Consider the following 18347-nt stretch of genomic DNA (forward strand, 5'->3'; position numbering starts at 1 on the left):
CTCTCCGGTGGATAGTTGTTGTACTTCGGTTTTAAGTTTCAAAAGGTGGTGCGTCGCTTCCCAGCTGAAACAGGCAGTCGCCGGCTCGGACCTGAGCACACACCCGCTTGCATATAACGTTGCCGTCGCCAGGAAAGAATACTTTTTCCGGCGTGCGTTCAGGATTGGCCGGAAAGTGAATCAGAGCAGCCAGATCTCCTGCTTCGACGCAGGCGCCCAATTCTACGCACGGTTCGAACAGACCCGCTTCTCGGGCATATACAAAGTGACGTGATGCGTCGATGTGCATAAGGCGGGTCGTGGATGGCGCTTGCACGGGAACCAGAGCTCCTTGCAATACGCCAACGTAGCCAAGTAAGTGGAGCAAGCCCTGGTTGGCCTGCCGAAGAATTGCCGGTGTCACCATGCCCGCTCCGCCTAGTTCCGTGACGACGGAAATTGCATTTTGACGGCGTGCCGCGGACGACAGCGTGACGGGATTTGGTGCATGAAGAAAGGCTTTCGGTAAACCAAAGGATGCAAGTAATGCCTTTACGCGTTCTGCTTCATTGGCGTCTCTTGGTGTAAGTGCCAGCATGTTAGCGCCGTCATAGAGCAAAGAACTTCCGCCGGAATGCAGGTCGACAACATATTGGCATCGAGCAATCAAGGTGTTCTCGATGAAGTGCGCGATAACTTCCGTTGGTGTGCCCGCAGGGTTTCCAGGAAAACTACGATTCAAATTACCCTCATCCAGAGGGGATGTGCGCAGACCGGCCTCCGCGGCGGGAAAATTGGCCATCGGCAGCAATATCAGCTGCCCGGTGATCATATTGCTTTCGATTTCCCTGATCAGGCGTGAAACGATGATTTGCCCTTCATATTCGTCGCCATGATTTCCCGCCATAACCAGCACCGTGGGGCCCTCGCCTCGGCGAATCGACGCAACAGGTATGGGAAGCCATCCGTAGGCGGACCGGTGAACTGAGTGAGGCAAGCGCAGGAAACCTACATGCTTGCCTTCGGCGTCGAAATCGACCTCACTTTTGATAGGGCTAGGCGCATTCATAGTGCTCTTTTCTTTAATTTGTTACATGATTATGCAAGACGTATGCAAGCTTATAACACTGAAAATTGCCATATTGTCGCCTCCAGATTTCCCGGCGTGCCGATCTGTATTATTCTGCTGCGCCTTGTGTTGGTACGAGCCCGTTGCCGTGTCCTTCTTGTGCAGAGCTCATTCAAGCGTTAATGATTCCGCTCGCGTTCGAGAAGTTCGCGTTTGCGTTCCACGCCCCAGCGATAGCCGGAAAGGGCGCCGTCGCTGCGCACGACGCGGTGGCAGGGAATGGCGACTGCCAGATGGTTTGCGGCGCAAGCACTGGCGACGGCTCGCACCGCCTTCGGCATACCGATACGTGCGGCGATCTGGGAATAAGACGCCGTTTCTCCTACCGGTATGGCAAGTAATGCTTGCCATACACGTTTTTGGAATGCTGTGCCTTGAACGTCCAATGGCAAGCTCAAACCCAGGGCCGGCGCTTCGATGAGACCAACCACCTTTGCGACCCATTGCTCGAAATCACTATCGCCGCCGATGAGGTTGGCCTTTGGGAACTGATCCTGCAGGTCGCGCGCCAACTGGTCGGGATTGTCACTCATCAAAATAGCGCATATACCCTGGTGGCTTTGCGCCACCAGGATAGCGCCCAGTGAGCATTCGCCTACGGCGAAGCGAATGTCGATATTGACTCCGCCGGCGCGAAATTGTGTCGGACGCATGCCTAGAATGGCAGTCGATGTTTCGTAGAAACGACTGCTGGAATTAAAGCCAGCGTCGTAGATGGCATCGGTAATCGTGTCGTTGCGTCCAAGCTGCGCGCGCACCTTACTTGCACGGTGTGCAAGCGCATAGCTTCTGGGGCTGAGCCCTGTCGTTGAAGTAAATACGCGGTGAAAGTGAAATGGGCTTAGCCCGACGAGTGCAGCCAGCTCATTGAGGGTGGGGATGGCCTCTGCTGATTCAATATGCCTGCATGCCTGGGAAACGATGCTCGCATGCTGCGCTGTGACGGTCATTCGATCAGCTGCAGCCCGTGCGCTGGGCCGGTAGCCGGCGTTCCTTGCCGCTTCAGCGGTATCGAAGAATTCCACGTTAGCGGGCTTGGGGCGTCGGGTTGGACTGCTGGGCTGGCAATAGACTCCGGTGGTTCTTACCGCATAGACAAATTTGCCGTCGGATGCGGGATCGCGTGCTAAAACGGCTTGCCACCTTGGGTCTTGTTCAATGTGGCTTGCCTTGTCATTGAGTAGGGCAGTGCGCTTTTTCATGGCTCTATCCGTAGTGATCGTCAGATACTGCACTGTATCGAATGTGGCCCTGCTCAACACTCCGCGCCTTGCGATCAAATTCGACGGCTATAAGGACTTGCTGCGGTCCAGAATTCTTTGCCGGTTCAGCTCGATTGCTTCTTCGGTGGGGGTCCATTCACCCCAAAGAATGTCAGGGATGTCGGAATGGGCGTCCCTGAGAGGCGAAGTAAATGTAGGTTTATAGCCGCGCCTAAGCATTTCCTCAACCAATTCTGCATGGCGGCGCGCCAGGTAACCCAGCCGGGTATAGAAGAAAAGCAGATGCCCTTTACCCAGCGTATAGCTTTCGGACCGTTGGATGTCGTTTCGCTCCAGCGCTTTTCTTGCCAGATTGAATACACGTGGCAGCTCCCGGTACTCAGCGACCAGGTGTTGCTGGCTGAGCTCTTGAACCGATACGCAGTTAATGCGGGTCATGGCTGGTATGTCCGCGAACTTAGTCGAACTTGATAATCTCGAAGCTTAGGCGGTCTTGCGCATCGCGCGATACGCTGTAGCCCAGGCGCTCGTCAATTGAATTATCGGGGTTGAACGTCAGGATGGACGGTTTGATATCTTCGATTTCGCGTTCGGTGACGTACACCGAATTGCAGATGATTACTTCATCGCCGCGCTGGCAGGTGCGCGCCGCAGCGCCGTTTAAAATGCAGCATCGCGAACCGCGCTCGCCATATATGACATAAGTGCTGATGCGAGCGCCGGAATTCTTATTCCAGATATCCACGAATTCCATGGGCAGTATGCCCGCCGCCTCGCAATGGTCAGGGTCCAGGGTAATAGAGCCATGGTAGTTCAGGTCGGCGCCCGTTACCCGTATGCCGTGCAATTTGCCGCGTACAACTTTTCTCACGTTGGTTCTCTTTTCAGTTCAGCCCGCCATTGTAGTTTTTTTTGGGTCAGATGCCCATGGGAGAGCATGGCAACATAGCTTGGCCAAGCTATGAGACTTGGCTAAAATAACTCGGTAAACGTTATGGATTGGTCTTTGCGCTGTGGACAACCTTCGCAATGAATAATACGTCACGAACGCTTTCTGCCCGGTGTTGCATTGTCGGGGGTGGTCCCGCCGGAATGATGCTGGCTGTGCAATTGGCCCGGGCGGGAATCAAGGTTGTATTGCTGGAAAAACATGGCGATTTTTTGCGTGATTTTCGCGGTGATACCGTCCATCCATCTACGTTAGAAATCCTTGCCGAGCTCGGCCTGAAACAACGCTTTGATTCCTTGCCGCAACGTCGCGTCGAAACGATCGAAGGAATTTTTGCCGACGGCATATATGCAGTGGGTGACTTTCGCGGCTTGAAACCTTATCCTTATCTCGCGCTGGTCCCTCAATGGGATCTCTTGAACCTGCTGGCCCAAGAGGCGCAGGCTTATTCCAATTTCACTTTGCTCATGCGGTGTGAAGCCACCGGGCTTATACGCACGGATGGCGGCGCCCAAGTCGTGGGAGTCACAGCCAATGCAGTAGAAGGCCCCCTTCAAATTTATGCCGACCTGGTTATCGGCTGCGACGGTCGGGGATCATGTCTGCGTGAAGCCGCAGGGCTGCAGTCTCAGAATTTGGGCGCGCCCATGGACGTCTTGTGGTTTCGCTTACCGCGCCTGGGTAGTGATCCCGAGGGTACGTACGCGGTGCCCGGCAAGGGAAATTTCTTCGCACTGTTGAACCGCAACGATTACTGGCAGTGCGCTCGGGTCATTCCTAAAGGGGCAGCAGACCGGTGGTACCAGCAACCCATTGCTGCTTTTCAAGCCCAAATTGCTCAACGTATTGCTTTTCTGGCGGACCGCGTCGGCGCGCTGGCGACTTGGGATGACGTCAAATTGTTAGAAGTGCGTGTCGATCGCCTGTTGCGCTGGCATCGACCGGGACTGCTATTAATCGGCGATGCGGCTCACGCCATGTCCCCTATCGGTGGCGTAGGGATCAATTTGGCGATACAAGACGCCGTTGCCGCCGCGAATATTCTCGGGCCCGCGCTTACTGCACCCGGTGTACCTGACGAGGCAATCTTAGCCGCAGTGCAAAAACGCCGCCTGCTACCGACCAAAATCATTCAGGGAATCCAAGTGTTTTTGCAGCGGCGTATTATTGCGCCCGCACTGGCAAGCTCCGACGATGGTCGACCGATCGCGTTTCCCAGGGCGGCCAAATTCATCCTGCGTTTTCGGTTGATCCGCTCGATACCGGCGCGTGTGTTTGGAGTCGGTTTTTTTCGCGAACATGTAATGTCGGGCGAGCCGCGAGGCCGTACTGGTAAACTGTCGATCAGAGATATCGCGCGCCATTGAACCAATGGCGCTATTGTCCCCAGGCACGCCGCGCCGCGAGGCCGTGAAATGTCCAGGCGACGAAGCGACTTTTCTTTTGTCCTTGCGCCATGTCGATAGTACGTACGTCCGCAGCCCGTACTTTTCTTAGATGATAAAGGACGTCGGGCAGGTTAGACTCTTTGGACACCAGGGTACTGAACCACAAAATTTGCTTTCGCACTTGCACGCTTTCTTCAATCAAACGGCGCACGAACCTCGCTTCGCCGCCATTGCACCACAACTCGTTGCTCTGACCACCGAAATTGAGTGCCGGTGCTTTGTGCCGCGGCCGCGATTTTCCCAGGCCGCGCCATTTTCGCTGAGAGCTGCTTGCGGCTTCTTCGGCAGACGCGTGGAAAGGTGGGTTGCACATGGTCAGGTCGAAGCGCTCATCGGCATATAACAGCCCTGCGAAGATGTGCTCATGTGATTTTTGGTGGCGTAATGCGATGGCGCTCGCCAGGCCAGTATTAGCGTCGATAATGGACTTTGCGGCGTTCAGGGCCTGCAAATCGATATCCGATCCCACGAACTGCCAACCGTATTCAGCGTGACCAATAAGGGGGTAAATGATATTGGCGCCCACACCGATATCCAGGATGCGCACGGCCAGGCCATGGGGAATTACGCCACCGCGGCTTTCAGCCAGTAAATCTGCCAAATTATGGACATAATCGGCCCGGCCCGGTATAGGCGGACACAGATAATTAGGAGGAATGTCCCATTGCTCGACGCCATAGAAGGTTTTCAATAAGGCGCGGTTTAACGCCTTCACCGAGGCCGCATCAGCGAAGTCGATGCTTGGCTCTTCATTCGGAGTCAAGATGACAAAGGCGGCTAAAGCTGGGCTGTTTTCGATTAACAGACCAAAATCATAGCGGCCCTGATGGCGATTGCGCGGGTGCAGGGCAGAGGCGGAATTTTTTTGATGAAGAGTCATGATAAAAAAAGCCCGCTCGAGAGCGGGCTTTTTACCAACCAGTTATGCTTAGATAACTTGGATGTTCTTAGCTTGTGGGCCTTTTTGGCCTTCAGCTGCTTCATAAGAAACACGTTGGTTTTCTTCGAGCGATTTGTAGCCTGTGCCGACGATGTCGGTGTGGTGAGCAAATAGATCTTTGCCACCGGCTTCAGGAGTAATAAAGCCGAAGCCCTTTTCGTTGTTAAACCATTTAACAATACCAGTTTCTGTTGCCATTTCTTGCGATCCCTAAAAAGACGAGCGACATGCTCTGCAAAAGACTGTCAAGGCGTGGAGATTTGAGCAAAAAAGTACAGTTGTTCTGGTACTGGTTTGTGCTAACTTCAACGAACTTGAAAACCTATGCAGGAATGTAATCCTATACGCAGACAATGTCCAGACGGAAAAGCTACTTTTCGTTACTAAGTTGTGGGGTTTACAACACGCGGTGCTCGTTCTCCTGGGGAAGACGCTATTTTTGTGGGCTCTCTTGGCGTATTCCCTAGGCCATTAAGCGGTCTTTTTCGCCAGTAATTCCATCACTTCTTCGTCGGAGGTTTGCGGGAAACTCTGATACCACAAACCGACCGCTCGAAAAACTTGCGGAGTGGCCAAACACACGACTTCGTTGGCCTCCAGCTGAATGGTCTGGACCGTTTCGGGTGCGGCCACAGGTGCCGCCACGATTATTTTTGAGGCGCCATAATTTTTAGCAGCCGCGATGGCGGCGCGCATGGTGCACCCTGTAGCAATACCGTCATCGACTAGAACGACCGTTTTATTGCGCAACGTATAAGGAGGCTGGCCGGGGCGGTAATTTTCTTCACGACGGATTAATTCCTGTTGTTCAGCGGTAACAACCGCGTCGAGCGCCTGCTGATTGATGCCCATTGCTCGCACAACATCTTGATCGATGACTGAAACGCCACCGCTCGCAATGGCCCCCATCGCGTATTCTTTCTGTTGCGGCACGCCAAGTTTACGGACAATCATCACGTCCAGCGGTGCATGGAGCGCTTCCGCCACTTCGTAGGCCACCGGCACTCCGCCACGTGGAAGGCCCAAGATCAGCAAATCGTCTTGTCCACGAAACCGTTCAGCGAGGACGACGCCCAGTTGGCGCCCGGCGTCCTTTCGGTTTTTGAATAGTCCATACATAGACAGACCTTTATCTGCGGCTTGATCAAATTTTATCAACCTCGTCGCACGCGCCCATCAAGTTTTGAGCAACAGTCGGTATCCGGAACTCAACAGTGGGTAAGCGCCGTATACCTACTTCACCTGAAGAATAGAACGATTTATTTGTATGGTGTGGCCGTTTAGAGTTTGAAATATTTTCCCTGGTTTGGCGGCCTAGAATACACATTTTGCGGCGATCTGACCTATCTTGTGCTTACGCCGCGCCACGCCTGCTGCCGGGAGACATGTAATCATGATCAATACAAACGGCTATGCCGCTCATAATGCGATTGACGACCTCATTCCTTTTCGATTTGCGCGCCGCAGCCCGGGCCCAGACGATATTCAGATTGAGATCCTTTATTGTGGGGTTTGCCATTCCGACTTGCATACGGCGCGGAACGAATGGGGTAATACGCTTTATCCTTCGGTTCCGGGGCATGAGATTATTGGGCGAGTCACCGCCGTCGGAGACCAGGTAACGAACTTCCGCCCAGGTGATATTGCCGGCGTGGGCTGCATGGTGGATAGTTGCCAACGTTGTGAGCCATGCAAGCTTGGCTTCGAACAATACTGCGATCCAGGATTTACCGGCACCTATAACGGACCTGTGCACGGCGGTGAGAATACTTACGGTGGGTATTCCGACACTATTGTGGTTAACAAGAAGTTTGTGTTGCGTATCTCACATACCGATAATCTGGCTGCGGTAGCGCCTCTACTATGTGCTGGCATTACCACGTATTCGCCTTTGCGCCACTGGAAGGTAGGGAAAGGCCAGAAAGTAGGGGTGGTGGGTTTAGGCGGCTTGGGCCACATGGCGGTAAAGCTCGCCCATGCCATGGGCGCGCATGTCGTACTGTTTACGACTTCGCCGGCCAAGAAAGCGGATGCATTACGGTTGGGTGCGAACGAAGTGGTGATCTCCCAGAACCCCAATGAAATGGCGGCGCATGCCAATAGCTTTGACTTCATATTGAATTGCGTGGCCGCTCCGCATAACCTGGACGCTTTTCTGGACTTACTTAAACTGGATGGCACCATGACGCTGGTGGGCGCGCCTGCTGAGCCTCATCCGTCACCTTCTGTTTTCAATCTTATTTTCAAACGCCGCAAATTGGCAGGTTCTTTAATAGGCGGAATTGCGGAAACGCAAGAAATGCTGGACTTCTGCGCGACACACGGCATTGTGTCCGACATTGAGATGATCGCGATGCAGGACATCAATATTGCCTACGAACGCATGCTAAAGGGCGACGTCAAGTATCGCTTCGTTATCGATATGGCCACCTTGCCAGAGGTTCCAATAGAGCCATAGCCGCTGCGCGCTTTCTTTGGGCACCTTATAATAGGCTCACTGCAAAACGCGCCACCCTTGTGTGGCAATGAACGTTGAATTACATGGCGAAAATGCCGTTGCTCGCTGAATGTACCGTTCGGCCCGCAGCCCCTCGATTTTTCAGGACGATTTTTCTGGGTTCCCAGGAGGTCGCTTTGCGCTCGGCGTACGCGCGCTCTAAACCCGGTTAAGGCCGTGGGCGGTCGTTCGCGCCCGTCCAAAGTTTCCGTTTATCTGTGTAGTTGGCACGTCTGGCCTTGGGCCGGGCGTTTTTTACATGCACACGTCAAACTTCGGGGCCTCGCGCGCTCCGGCCCTTCTAAAGATTAAGCGTTATGCAACTTACCAAAAAATTCGTAAAAGCCAAGAACCCGTGTACCTCGGGTTACCGCTGGTTCCTTCGCGACCAGAACGGTCACGGCGATTATCAGCAAATACTGGACGCGCTCGTGGCCGAAAATCGGATCGACGATGCGAATTGGTTACTGGATCAGTTCGGCCCTACCGACGCGGTATTAACGGTGGACGCGGTCGACGCCAACGCTATTGTGTTTGCCGGCACGCTGGTCGTACGCATGGATATCAACGTGGATACGGTCGTACGTGCCGGCAAGAGCATACGCTGTGGCAGCGGAATCAAGGCGGGCACTGATATTGTGGCAGGCGAGAATATCCATGCCGGGGCTAGCATTATCAGCGGAGGGCACATTCGGGCCGACGGGGATATTCACGCAGAGTGGGGGATCGAAGCGCAGGCACGCCTTGAATGTGGCGGTAATCTGCGAGCCAAGTGGGACGTCTCCATCGTGCAGGGTATTTCGGTTAATGGAAATATTCGGGTCGACCAGAGCATTTTAGCGGGTGGATCCATCAAGTGCGACGAGGGCATTAAAGCTGGCGGCCGAGTCAAAGCAGACCATGACATCCTCGTGGCCAGCGGCATTCAGGCTGGTGACTCCGTACTTGCCGGTAATCATATTGAAACGGGATGGGGGATACTTTCGGGATCTGACATTGTCGCTGAAGGCTCGATCAAAGCGGGCGAAGGTTTGGCGGCGGCGGGTAAAATCGAGCCTGGTAGCGGACATGGGGTGTATGCGGGATTGCGCGTACGGTTGGACGCATGGGCAGTCGCTGCAAGGGTTGTCGCGCAGACCCGCCCCGAACAGTTAGTCAGCGGCTTCTGGTGTGAGGCTGACGCGCCTCATGCATACGCCGACGCCTAATCCTCGTATTTTTCAGAGAAACACCAAAAAAAAAAGGGAAACATGAGGTTTTTTCCGCTACTTAATGTTACTTTTGCATAATTCTAGAGAATATCTCCTCTATTTGTAATTAATGTTGCGGTGTTTCATGAGTCTTTGCGAACTGGTTCCCGTACTTATCATGTTTCATGGCGAGGATGCAAGGGCGTCCCTGCACAGCCTTTCCACATGAGTAGTAAACCGGAGGGGCAACTATCGGCATCACCTGATGGCGGTCAGCGGGCTACATCTCGTTGGCGCGTGATCGGCGTAGTGATTCTGCTAGCAAGCCCTTTACTATGGTTGTCAGTCGACGATAGCGTGCAGGTGTTCGCGCGAGACAATGTTAACGGATCAGTCCACACTGTCCTGGAAGTGTGCGAAGTGGTTATCGCGTCGATGATATTTGCGTTGGGATGGCACAGCGTCAATAGGAAGATGCCGCGCAATATTATTATTTTGTCCGGCGCGTTTCTAGCGATCGCGCTGCTTGACCTATGCCAGTTGCTTACCCTTCCCATTGGGCCGATAGCGAGCAGGTCTGGCACCCAGGCTGAATTAATATACTTTGGCATCGCCTCGCGTGCTGTAGGGGCCGCCGCCTTATTAACGGTCGCTTTCCTCCCACACACAAAATTTATCAGCGCGCGGCTGCGCTATGTGGCGTTTATTCTTCCTGTATCAATTGTGATCCTGGCTGCCTGGATTGCGCTGTATCGCACGGACATTCTAACTTTTACTCTTGCGGACCAGTCATTACCGTTACCCGTGTTGACAGGTATCCAGTACGCAGTAGTAGCGGGCTGCTCGGCAGCTGCATTAGTAATGTTAAGGCGTGGGTGGGCGCATAAAGATCAAAAGGTGGGATATCTAGTCATTGCGGCGACGGCGATGGCGCTGAGTGAAGCGTTTTTTCTGCAGTTTTCGCCCGCGAACGATTTGCCCGGCCTGGCAGGGCATATTTATGAGCTGGTGGCATATGGATGCGTGTACTACTGGCTTTTTCTGCAAGTTGTGCGCGCGCCGTACGAGCGGCTACATCGTTCTGAGCGATTTCGGCTCCGGCAGTTAACGCACGACACCATGACCGGTCTGCCCAAGCGGAGCTTGATCGTGCAAAAGCTGCGCCACGCTATTGCGCAAACTGGCCGATCCAACACGAAGCTGGCCATATTCTTTCTGGATATTGATTTTTTCAAGAAGGTGAACGCCACATTCGGCCATAGCGTGGGTGATCAGGTGATCCGCCTTTTTGTCGTGCGCATGGCGTCGGCATTGTCCAGCGATGACACATTGGCTCGTCAGGAAGGAGACGAATTCATCATCTTACAAAGCAAGATTCCGCATCGTCACCAGGCGGCGCTACTTGCTGAAAGCCTGTTGCACCGGCTGCGAGAGCCATTTCATATCCAGGGTCATGAAATTTTTCTGAGCGCCAGCATCGGCATCACGATGTTTCCGGAAGATGATACGACCGAACACGGGCTATTGCATAAAGCACACATGGCCATGAACAGTGTGAAAAAAGATGCCCGCAACTCGTATCGATTCCACACGCGCGACATGGAGAACAGTTTGCGCGAACGGGCTTTGATTGAAAGCTCCCTGCGCCAGGCACTGGCGAACAACGAGCTTTTGCTGCACTACCAGCCCAAAGTAGACTTCAGAACCGGGACCATCGTTGGGGTAGAAGCCTTGTTACGGTGGCATCACCCGGTACTGGGCCAGGTTCCGCCTTCACGGTTCATACCGATCGCCGAGGAGAACGGCTGTATCAGCGCGATTGGCATGTGGGTGTTGAAGGAGGCGTGCGCGCAGATGCTCTCGTGGCAAATTCAGGGCCTTCCACGACTACGAATCTCGGTAAACCTCTCGGCGCGCCAGTTTCAACAAGCCGGCCTTGCCGCGCTAGTGAGCGATGTGTTGAAAGAAACCGGGCTTGACCCCGCGTTGCTGGAACTGGAAATTACAGAAAGCACGGTCATGCACGATACAGAGGCCGCCATTTCGGCTCTGGCATCGCTGAAAAAGCTAGGCGTCATGCTTTCAATCGATGATTTTGGTACGGGCTATTCTTCGCTAAGCTACCTGAAAAGGTTTCCTATCGATGTATTGAAAATCGACAGGTCCTTTGTAAGTGATGTCACCCATGACTTCAATGACGCTGCCATTACCAAAGCTATTATCGCGCTTGCCCACGGGCTGGATCTAAGCGTGCTGGCTGAGGGCGTCGAAACCCTCGAGCAGGCCTTGTTCTTGAAAGCAAACGGCTGCAATGAAATGCAGGGCTTTTACTTTAGTGAGCCAGTGATGCCGCAAAAATTGGCCGATATGGTTCGCAGCATGCCGATGCCATCAATGCAAAATCGGGCCACCTAGGAAGTTTTTTCGGTTTTCGGTGACTGCAAAGTATTTGTTTCCGGCACGGCGGTTGCTATGCGAAGCAAGATACTCCCTTTCGTTTTGACCTTTCTCCGGAGCAGCGTCAAGATTTGGCGCGACTCGCAAAACTCCAATCAGGAGTAGACGATTTGAAAGGCAAGTTTAGCCGGCCAACGCGCGAGATACCTGGCGTCGTCAGCCGATAGCGAAACCGCGCAGCAACCATCAAGGGTCGTAGCCCGCTAAGCGAAGCCGTGAAGAGATTGGGCTTTACAGGCCTGAATTCAATAAAATTGTGGAGCAAGCAGAGCACTGCTGCCAGACTTCCTCTACCATGATATGGTATTCGTAAACCCATTCGCGGTTCGGATGTTTGTCTATCACAGGAGATTTCGCCATGGCTAGTGTTGATTCTTTCGGGGCCCGCAGCGTGCTTGACGTGCACGGCAAACCTTATGAGATTTTCCGCCTGGATGCTGTCACGGGTTCCGGCCTTGATGTTGCCAGCTTGCCATACAGTCTTAAGATCCTGCTTGAAAATCTGCTGCGCAGCGAGGACGGCGGCGACATTACCGCCGACGATATCCGCGCCCTGGCCGGCTGGGACGCGAATGCCGAGCCCAACCGTGAAATTGCCTTCACACCCGCACGGGTGGTCTTGCAGGACTTTACTGGTGTGCCGGCGGTTGTGGATCTCGCGGCGATGCGGGAAGCCATGCTTGATCTGGGCGGCGATCCCACCCGGATCAATCCGCTCGCGCCGGTCGAACTGGTGATCGATCATTCAGTGATCGTTGACGTGTTTGGGTCCAGCGGCGCATTCGAGCGCAATGTGGATATCGAATACGAACGCAACATTGAACGCTACCAGTTCCTGCGATGGGGTCAGAATGCGTTTGATGACTTCAAGGTTGTGCCGCCGGGAACGGGTATTGTGCACCAGGTTAATCTGGAACATCTTTCCCGCGTCGTGTTTACGCAAAGCTCAAATGGCACGACCGTCGCCTATCCCGATACCTGTGTCGGCACGGACTCACACACACCCATGGTCAACGGCCTGGGCGTTGTTGCGTGGGGTGTTGGCGGCATAGAAGCCGAAGCCGCCATGTTGGGACAGCCTATTTCCATGCTGATTCCTCGGGTCGTAGGGTTCAAGCTTACCGGCTCATTGTCGGAAGGGGCGACTGCGACCGATCTGGTGCTGACCATCACTGAACGCCTGAGGCAGCACGGTGTAGTAGGAAAGTTTGTAGAGTTCTATGGTCCCGGAGTCGCTGCCGTGCCCCTTGCCAATCGTGCCACGATTGGCAACATGAGTCCCGAATATGGCTCGACCATCGCCATTTTTCCCATTGATGATGTCACGCTACGCTATATGGAGCTCACCGGGCGTTCCTCCGAACAAATTGCCCTGGCTGAAGCCTACGCCAAAGAACAGGGGCTGTGGCATGATTCCGACCGCGAACCGCGCTATTCCGAACGCCTCGAACTCGACCTGTCGACGGTCGTGCCGTCCATTGCCGGCCCGAAACGTCCTCAAGACCGAATTTCTCTATCCGACGCCAAGCAAGCATTTAGGGGCGCCTTATCCACATTCGTACACGAGCCCGCGCAAGCTCAACAAGGGTACGATAAAGCGGTGGCCGAGTCGTTCCCCGCATCCGACCCACCTGCATTCACCGACGATGAGCGTGAGCGCAAGTCCGCCCAGCCTACCGACCATGTCGCTGATGCGCCGGTCAGCGGAGTGCGGCGCCGCGAGCCAGTTTCTGTCGCGTTCGAAGATGGCCAGCGCGGCCAGATCGACCACGGCTCGGTAGTAATCGCCGCCATCACCTCATGTACCAACACGTCTAACCCTACCGTGATGATTGCGGCGGCGCTGCTAGCCAAGAATGCAGTCAACCGCGGCCTTGGCCGTAAGCCGTGGGTCAAGACGAGCCTGGCCCCCGGCTCCAGGGTGGTCACCGACTATTACGATCGTGCGGGTTTGACTCCCTATCTTGAAGCGCTCGGTTTCAATCTGGTCGGCTATGGTTGCACCACGTGTATTGGTAACTCGGGTCCCTTGATTCCGGAAGTCAGCCAAGCGGTGGCCCGACACGACCTCTCGGTGGTATCGGTGCTTTCGGGTAACCGGAACTTCGAAGGCAGAATTCATGCCGAGGTCAAGATGAATTATCTGATGTCTCCACCATTGGTGGTGGCATACGCCTTGGCCGGTACGATGGATATTGACCTGTTCAACGACGCGCTAGGTCTGGATAAAAGCGGCCAGGCCGTTTACCTCAAAGACATCTGGCCCTCTGCTGCCGAGGTAGCCCAAGTAGTCGAGTCATCGATAGCATCCAGCATGTACAAGAATGGTTACGCCGACGTATTCGCAGGCGACGAGCGTTGGCAAGGGCTGCCCACGCCGCAAGGCGATATCTTCGATTGGGTCCCTGCCTCTACCTACGTTCGTAAACCGCCTTATTTCGAGAACATGCCGCGCGTTCCCGCGCCGGTATCCGACATCAGCGGCGCCCGCGTATTGGCGAAGTTGGGCGATTCGGTAACCACGGATCACATCAGTCCAGCGGGGTCTATCGCACGCAATTCTCCGGCTGCTGCTTACCTGACTGAGCACGGCGTTACTCCGACCGACTTCAATTCATATGGATCGCGCCGCGGAAACCACGAGGTCATGATCCGCGGCACGTTTGCTAATGTCAGGCTGCGCAACCAATTGGCGCCGGGTACCGAGGGCGGTTTCACCCGCGACTTCACGCAGAAAAGCGCCCCCGTCGTGACCATTTATGAGGCGTCGCGCTCCTATTTGGCTGCCGGCGTCCCGTTGGTGATACTGGCCGGAAAGGAATATGGATCGGGTTCGTCGCGCGACTGGGCCGCCAAGGGAACGGTTCTGCTCGGTGTCCGCGCCGTCATTGCCGAATCTTATGAACGGATTCATCGCTCCAACTTATTGGGCATGGGCGTGCTGCCATTGCAATATCCCGATGGCCATAACGCACAGACGCTGGGGCTGAATGGTGATGAAATCATCAGTATCGAAGGAATCACTGCGCTTAACGATGGCCGCAGCCCGTCCTCAGTTCGGGTCAGGGCCGGCAGCGTGCAGTTTGACGCCCTGGTACGGATTGACACTCCAAGCGAGGCCGACTACTACCGCCATGGCGGCATCATGCAATATGTGTTGCGGAGTCTACTGCCAGCATAAGGAATAGGACCACGGCGCACTAATGCGGGTAGTGCGCCCTATTCACGTATTATGTTCTCAGGAAGTAGATCAAATCCATCTCGGGGCTGTTATAGCCCAAGCCTGTAAGTGCGGCAGAGATCTGGCCCCGATGATGGCTGGCGTGGTTGAACACATGAATAAGCGTGCCTATCCAGGGCGTCGTGGCCGGTTCATTAGCGGTGGTTCTATATTGCAGTTCGCCCGCCATAACCTGATCGGACGTGCTGTCAATAAGAGTGTGCCATACATTCTGTCTGTCGATTATTTGGCCGGCCAGTGCATGTCTGTCAGCCTCGACTTCCTGCGCAAGGCTGAGAAACGCTTCGGGTTTGTTCACGAATCGACCATGCCAACTTCGGTCGCCCAGAAGCATATGATTCAGCGTGCCGTGAATCGAGCCGAAGTAGAGACCAACGGATGAAAAGTAATCGTCATCTGATACGGATGCTACTTCTTTCAGCAGCAGTACGTTGGCCCAATGGTGGTAGCCAGCCAGCATATACAGGTGGGGCGTGATTGCGGAACATGGATACATATAAAACCTTTCAAGTTTTTACTTATGTAGGAATGCTGGCACGAATCATCTGGATGGGCTAGACATATTGCAGTCAGGTGCCGACTAAAATGGCGGCTTATTAAAGCAGGAGGTCCAGTGGACACTGAGAAACGAATCATCGAACTAGAAATAAAAGTCACCAGCCAGGACGATCTGACACAACAGCTCAGCGATCTTGTTTACGGCCAGCAAAAACAGATCGACGAGCTACGCGCACTGTGTACCGCTTTGGTCAAGCGACTTGGCGAGACATTAGACGATGGCGGTGCCGATACGTATGCACAAGAGAAGCCGCCGCATTATTAGGAGCGGGCGCAGTGCGGTATCCATCTTCAGCCCATCAGGGTGTCTTAAAAATCATTTGGTTTTATGCAGAATAAACAGACAGCATCGTGGTCCGAATTGTTATGGGGCCGCAACGGATTGCGCTCGGTGGCGCTTGCAGGGGGCGTAGCCCTACATGCCGTTAATGTCTACATTGTTACCACAATACTACCGTCGGTCGTTCAGGATATAGGCGGACTGGAGTATTACGCGTGGAATACCACTCTTTTTGTAGTGGCATCCATCTTGGGTTCGGCCTTGTCCCCCAAGGCCATGGACTCCTTCGGTGCTCGCCGCGCCTTTTTGATGGCGATCGTCATCTTTGTACTTGGTACAGTCGGCTGTGCGCTCGCCCCATCCATGCCATGGATGCTGGCTGGGCGTACCGCGCAAGGTCTCGGAGGTGGCTTGCTGTTGGGTCTTAGCTACTCATCGGTACGATTGGTATTTGAAGAACGCTTGTGGCCCCTGGCCATGGTTTTTGTATCCAGTATGTGGGGGGTCGCTACGCTGGCGGGTCCCGCTATTGGTGGCATTTTTGCGCAAACCGGGCATTGGCGTCTGGCATTCTGGGTTGTGTTGCCCATTGCAGCGGGCTTGAGTTGGCTGGTTCATACGCAGGTCGCTCCGGTCGCAGGCCTCGGTGATAAACAGGTTAAAGCACCATTGGGCAAAATTTCGGTCCTGGCTCTGTCAGTATTGGTCGTGTCAGTGGCCAGCCTTTCTGATTCCTGGTACTGGAATCTGCTGGGTATTGCAGTGGGCTTGTTCATGACCGTCTTGGTCGCCAAGGCCGATAACCGCAGCGAGGCACGATTATTTCCGACGGGTTCTTATTCGATTCATACGGCTCTGGGAAGCCTGTACGCCTGCATTTGTTTGTTGAGCATAGGCGTCACGACGGAAATCTACATTCCTTATTTCTTGCAATTGATTCACGGCAAGACGCCTCTGATTGCCGGTTACCTGACAGCCTTGATGTCTGCCGGATGGACGCTCGGATCTTTCATCAGCTCGAATCGCTCGCCCGCTACGTCGAACCGGCTGATACAGGCGGGGCCTATTATCTCTGCTGGATCGCTGCTGATGCTCGGTGTAATGATGCCTTTGACCAGTCTTTCCCAGGACGCCGGCAGTTTTAGCTGGCTGATCGTTCCCTTGGTAGGAGTCGGGCTGGGTGTAGGCCTTTGCTGGCCAAACTTGCTGACAAGGGTATTCAAGTCGGCCCCAGCCGGTCAGGAAAATATTGCCTCTTCTGCCATAACGACTTTGCAGCTATATGCCATGGCCATGGGCGCAAGCCTGGCCGGGATGGTCACCAACGCTGCGGGCTTCATGCAACCTGGTGGGGCCCTAGGCGCTCAGCAGGCAGCGATCGCGCTATTTACTATATTTGCCGTGGCCCCAGCCCTAGCCGCCATTTTCAGTCGTGGTGCGCGGCGGGCGGCGCACGCTTAGTCGTACTTTGATGCCGCCCGTCACGCTGCCCTTGACGGCTACAACGCCTTCGGCAAGTGAAACAGTTCAGGGTCAGGACCGTAACGGCCATCGGGACGGTCGAGTGCTGCAATGGCCGAGATGTCATCGTCCGTAAGGGTGAAGTCAAACACCTGCAGGTTTTCCTGCATACGGTCGGGCGATACAGACTTGGGGATGACCATATTACCCATTTGCGTATGCCATCGGATGATGACCTGCGCCACCGTGCGTTGATGTTTGTGAGCGATAGAGTTCAGCGTGGCGTCGTCCCACAGGCGCCCGCGGCCCAAAGGGCTCCACGCTTCGGTGATAATGTCTTGCTGCGCGTGGAAGGCGCGTAGTTCGGCTTGTTGGAAATGTGGGTGGAGTTCTATCTGATTGACTACTGGCAATACGCCGGTTTCATCCAGCAGCTTTTCCAGGTGGCTAACGTTAAAATTACATACACCTATCGACTTGGCCAAGCCCTCGTCCCTTAGTTGTATCATGCTCTCCCAGGCGTCTATGAAACGGTCTACTTTAGGTACGGGCCAGTGGATCAAATACAGATCTACATATTCCAGCCCAAGTTTATCCAGGCTTTCTGCAAAGGCGGCTTTGGTACTATCGTGACCATGACGGTCATTCCACAGCTTGGTGGCAACGAATAGATCTTCGCGCTTGACACCCGATTCAGCGATTCCGCGGCCTACACCGGCTTCATTGCCATAGATAGCCGCAGTATCAATCGATCGGTAACCCAGATCGATCGCCGTTTTTACGACGGAAGACGCAATACCATCTTCGACCTGCCAAGCGCCAAGGCCTAGTTGTGGAGCGCTGCGGCCGTCGTGGAACGATACGAGATTCTGAGTAGCAGGCATATTTTGATCTCCATGATGCAGTAAAAGCCGACGTCGTCTGCCTGGGGATGTGCAGAGGGCGTCACGATTTTGCCAAAAAAGGATGCTCGGGGTAGGCCGAACAATGAGGCT

At 54.4% G+C, this 18347-nt stretch carries 16 protein-coding genes; 7 read left to right on the top strand and 9 right to left on the bottom strand.

Annotation, left to right across the window (positions count from 1 at the left end):
- Positions 1 to 31: 31 nt before the first annotated feature.
- The 4 genes from EKL30_RS06065 to panD form a co-directional block, all read right to left on the bottom strand.
- Positions 32 to 1048, bottom strand: coding sequence for a succinylglutamate desuccinylase/aspartoacylase family protein (locus EKL30_RS06065; RefSeq protein WP_126706296.1), 1017 nt, complete (start codon positions 1046 to 1048; stop codon positions 32 to 34).
- 179 nt (positions 1049 to 1227) lie between these two features.
- Positions 1228 to 2310, bottom strand: a complete 1083-nt coding sequence (ada, locus tag EKL30_RS06070; protein ID WP_126706297.1) for a bifunctional DNA-binding transcriptional regulator/O6-methylguanine-DNA methyltransferase Ada — start codon at positions 2308 to 2310, stop codon at positions 1228 to 1230.
- Positions 2311 to 2397: 87 nt separating this feature from the next.
- Positions 2398 to 2769 (bottom strand): pyrimidine dimer DNA glycosylase/endonuclease V, encoded by a 372-nt coding sequence (locus EKL30_RS06075; protein WP_126706298.1) that lies wholly within the window; start codon positions 2767 to 2769, stop codon positions 2398 to 2400.
- 19 nt (positions 2770 to 2788) lie between these two features.
- On the bottom strand, positions 2789 to 3202 hold the full coding sequence (panD, locus tag EKL30_RS06080; RefSeq protein ID WP_126706299.1) for an aspartate 1-decarboxylase: 414 nt from the start codon (positions 3200 to 3202) through the stop codon (positions 2789 to 2791).
- A 158-nt stretch (positions 3203 to 3360) separates the two neighbouring features.
- On the opposite strand from panD, the gene EKL30_RS06085 reads away from it, so the two are divergent.
- A complete protein-coding gene (locus tag EKL30_RS06085) occupies positions 3361 to 4647 on the top strand; it encodes an FAD-dependent oxidoreductase (protein ID WP_126706300.1) in 1287 nt (428 codons plus the stop codon).
- Positions 4648 to 4657: 10 nt separating this feature from the next.
- Here EKL30_RS06085 and rlmF read toward each other — a convergent pair whose 3' ends face one another.
- The 3 genes from rlmF to EKL30_RS06100 all read right to left on the bottom strand — a co-directional run bounded on the left by rlmF (position 4658) and on the right by EKL30_RS06100 (position 6787).
- Positions 4658 to 5608 carry a 23S rRNA (adenine(1618)-N(6))-methyltransferase RlmF gene (rlmF, locus tag EKL30_RS06090; RefSeq protein WP_126706301.1) on the bottom strand — a complete coding sequence of 317 codons (951 nt, stop codon included), beginning with the start codon at positions 5606 to 5608 and terminating at the stop codon, positions 4658 to 4660.
- Between the two features lie 48 nt (positions 5609 to 5656).
- Positions 5657 to 5866 (bottom strand): cold-shock protein, encoded by a 210-nt coding sequence (locus EKL30_RS06095; protein WP_073102334.1) that lies wholly within the window; start codon positions 5864 to 5866, stop codon positions 5657 to 5659.
- 273 nt (positions 5867 to 6139) lie between these two features.
- Positions 6140 to 6787, bottom strand: a complete 648-nt coding sequence (locus EKL30_RS06100) for a phosphoribosyltransferase (RefSeq protein WP_126706302.1) — start codon at positions 6785 to 6787, stop codon at positions 6140 to 6142.
- A 274-nt stretch (positions 6788 to 7061) separates the two neighbouring features.
- On the opposite strand from EKL30_RS06100, the gene EKL30_RS06105 reads away from it, so the two are divergent.
- The 4 genes from EKL30_RS06105 to EKL30_RS06125 all read left to right on the top strand — a co-directional run bounded on the left by EKL30_RS06105 (position 7062) and on the right by EKL30_RS06125 (position 14993).
- Positions 7062 to 8126, top strand: a complete 1065-nt coding sequence (locus EKL30_RS06105; protein WP_126706303.1) for an NAD(P)-dependent alcohol dehydrogenase — start codon at positions 7062 to 7064, stop codon at positions 8124 to 8126.
- Positions 8127 to 8482: 356 nt separating this feature from the next.
- Entirely contained in the window at positions 8483 to 9373 is an 891-nt protein-coding gene (locus EKL30_RS06110; protein WP_126706304.1) for a hypothetical protein, read from the top strand.
- 207 nt (positions 9374 to 9580) lie between these two features.
- Positions 9581 to 11770, top strand: coding sequence for a bifunctional diguanylate cyclase/phosphodiesterase (locus EKL30_RS06115; RefSeq protein WP_126706305.1), 2190 nt, complete (start codon positions 9581 to 9583; stop codon positions 11768 to 11770).
- Between the two features lie 400 nt (positions 11771 to 12170).
- A complete protein-coding gene (locus tag EKL30_RS06125; protein WP_126706306.1) occupies positions 12171 to 14993 on the top strand; it encodes an aconitate hydratase in 2823 nt (940 codons plus the stop codon).
- A 49-nt stretch (positions 14994 to 15042) separates the two neighbouring features.
- On the opposite strand, the gene EKL30_RS06130 is transcribed toward EKL30_RS06125, so the two are convergent.
- On the bottom strand, positions 15043 to 15549 hold the full coding sequence (locus tag EKL30_RS06130) for a DinB family protein (protein ID WP_199748498.1): 507 nt from the start codon (positions 15547 to 15549) through the stop codon (positions 15043 to 15045).
- A 117-nt stretch (positions 15550 to 15666) separates the two neighbouring features.
- On the opposite strand from EKL30_RS06130, the gene EKL30_RS06135 reads away from it, so the two are divergent.
- On the top strand, positions 15667 to 15876 hold the full coding sequence (locus EKL30_RS06135) for a SlyX family protein (protein WP_126706307.1): 210 nt from the start codon (positions 15667 to 15669) through the stop codon (positions 15874 to 15876).
- A gap of 63 nt (positions 15877 to 15939) precedes the next feature.
- Complete coding sequence (locus EKL30_RS06140) at positions 15940 to 17352, top strand: MFS transporter (protein ID WP_126706308.1); 1413 nt, start codon at positions 15940 to 15942, stop codon at positions 17350 to 17352.
- 38 nt (positions 17353 to 17390) lie between these two features.
- On the opposite strand, the gene EKL30_RS06145 is transcribed toward EKL30_RS06140, so the two are convergent.
- Complete coding sequence (locus EKL30_RS06145) at positions 17391 to 18236, bottom strand: aldo/keto reductase (RefSeq protein WP_126706309.1); 846 nt, start codon at positions 18234 to 18236, stop codon at positions 17391 to 17393.
- Positions 18237 to 18347 lie beyond the last annotated feature (111 nt).

The organism is Candidimonas sp. SYP-B2681 (assembly GCF_003971065.1).
In the GTDB taxonomy this organism is placed as follows: domain Bacteria; phylum Pseudomonadota; class Gammaproteobacteria; order Burkholderiales; family Burkholderiaceae_B; genus Pollutimonas.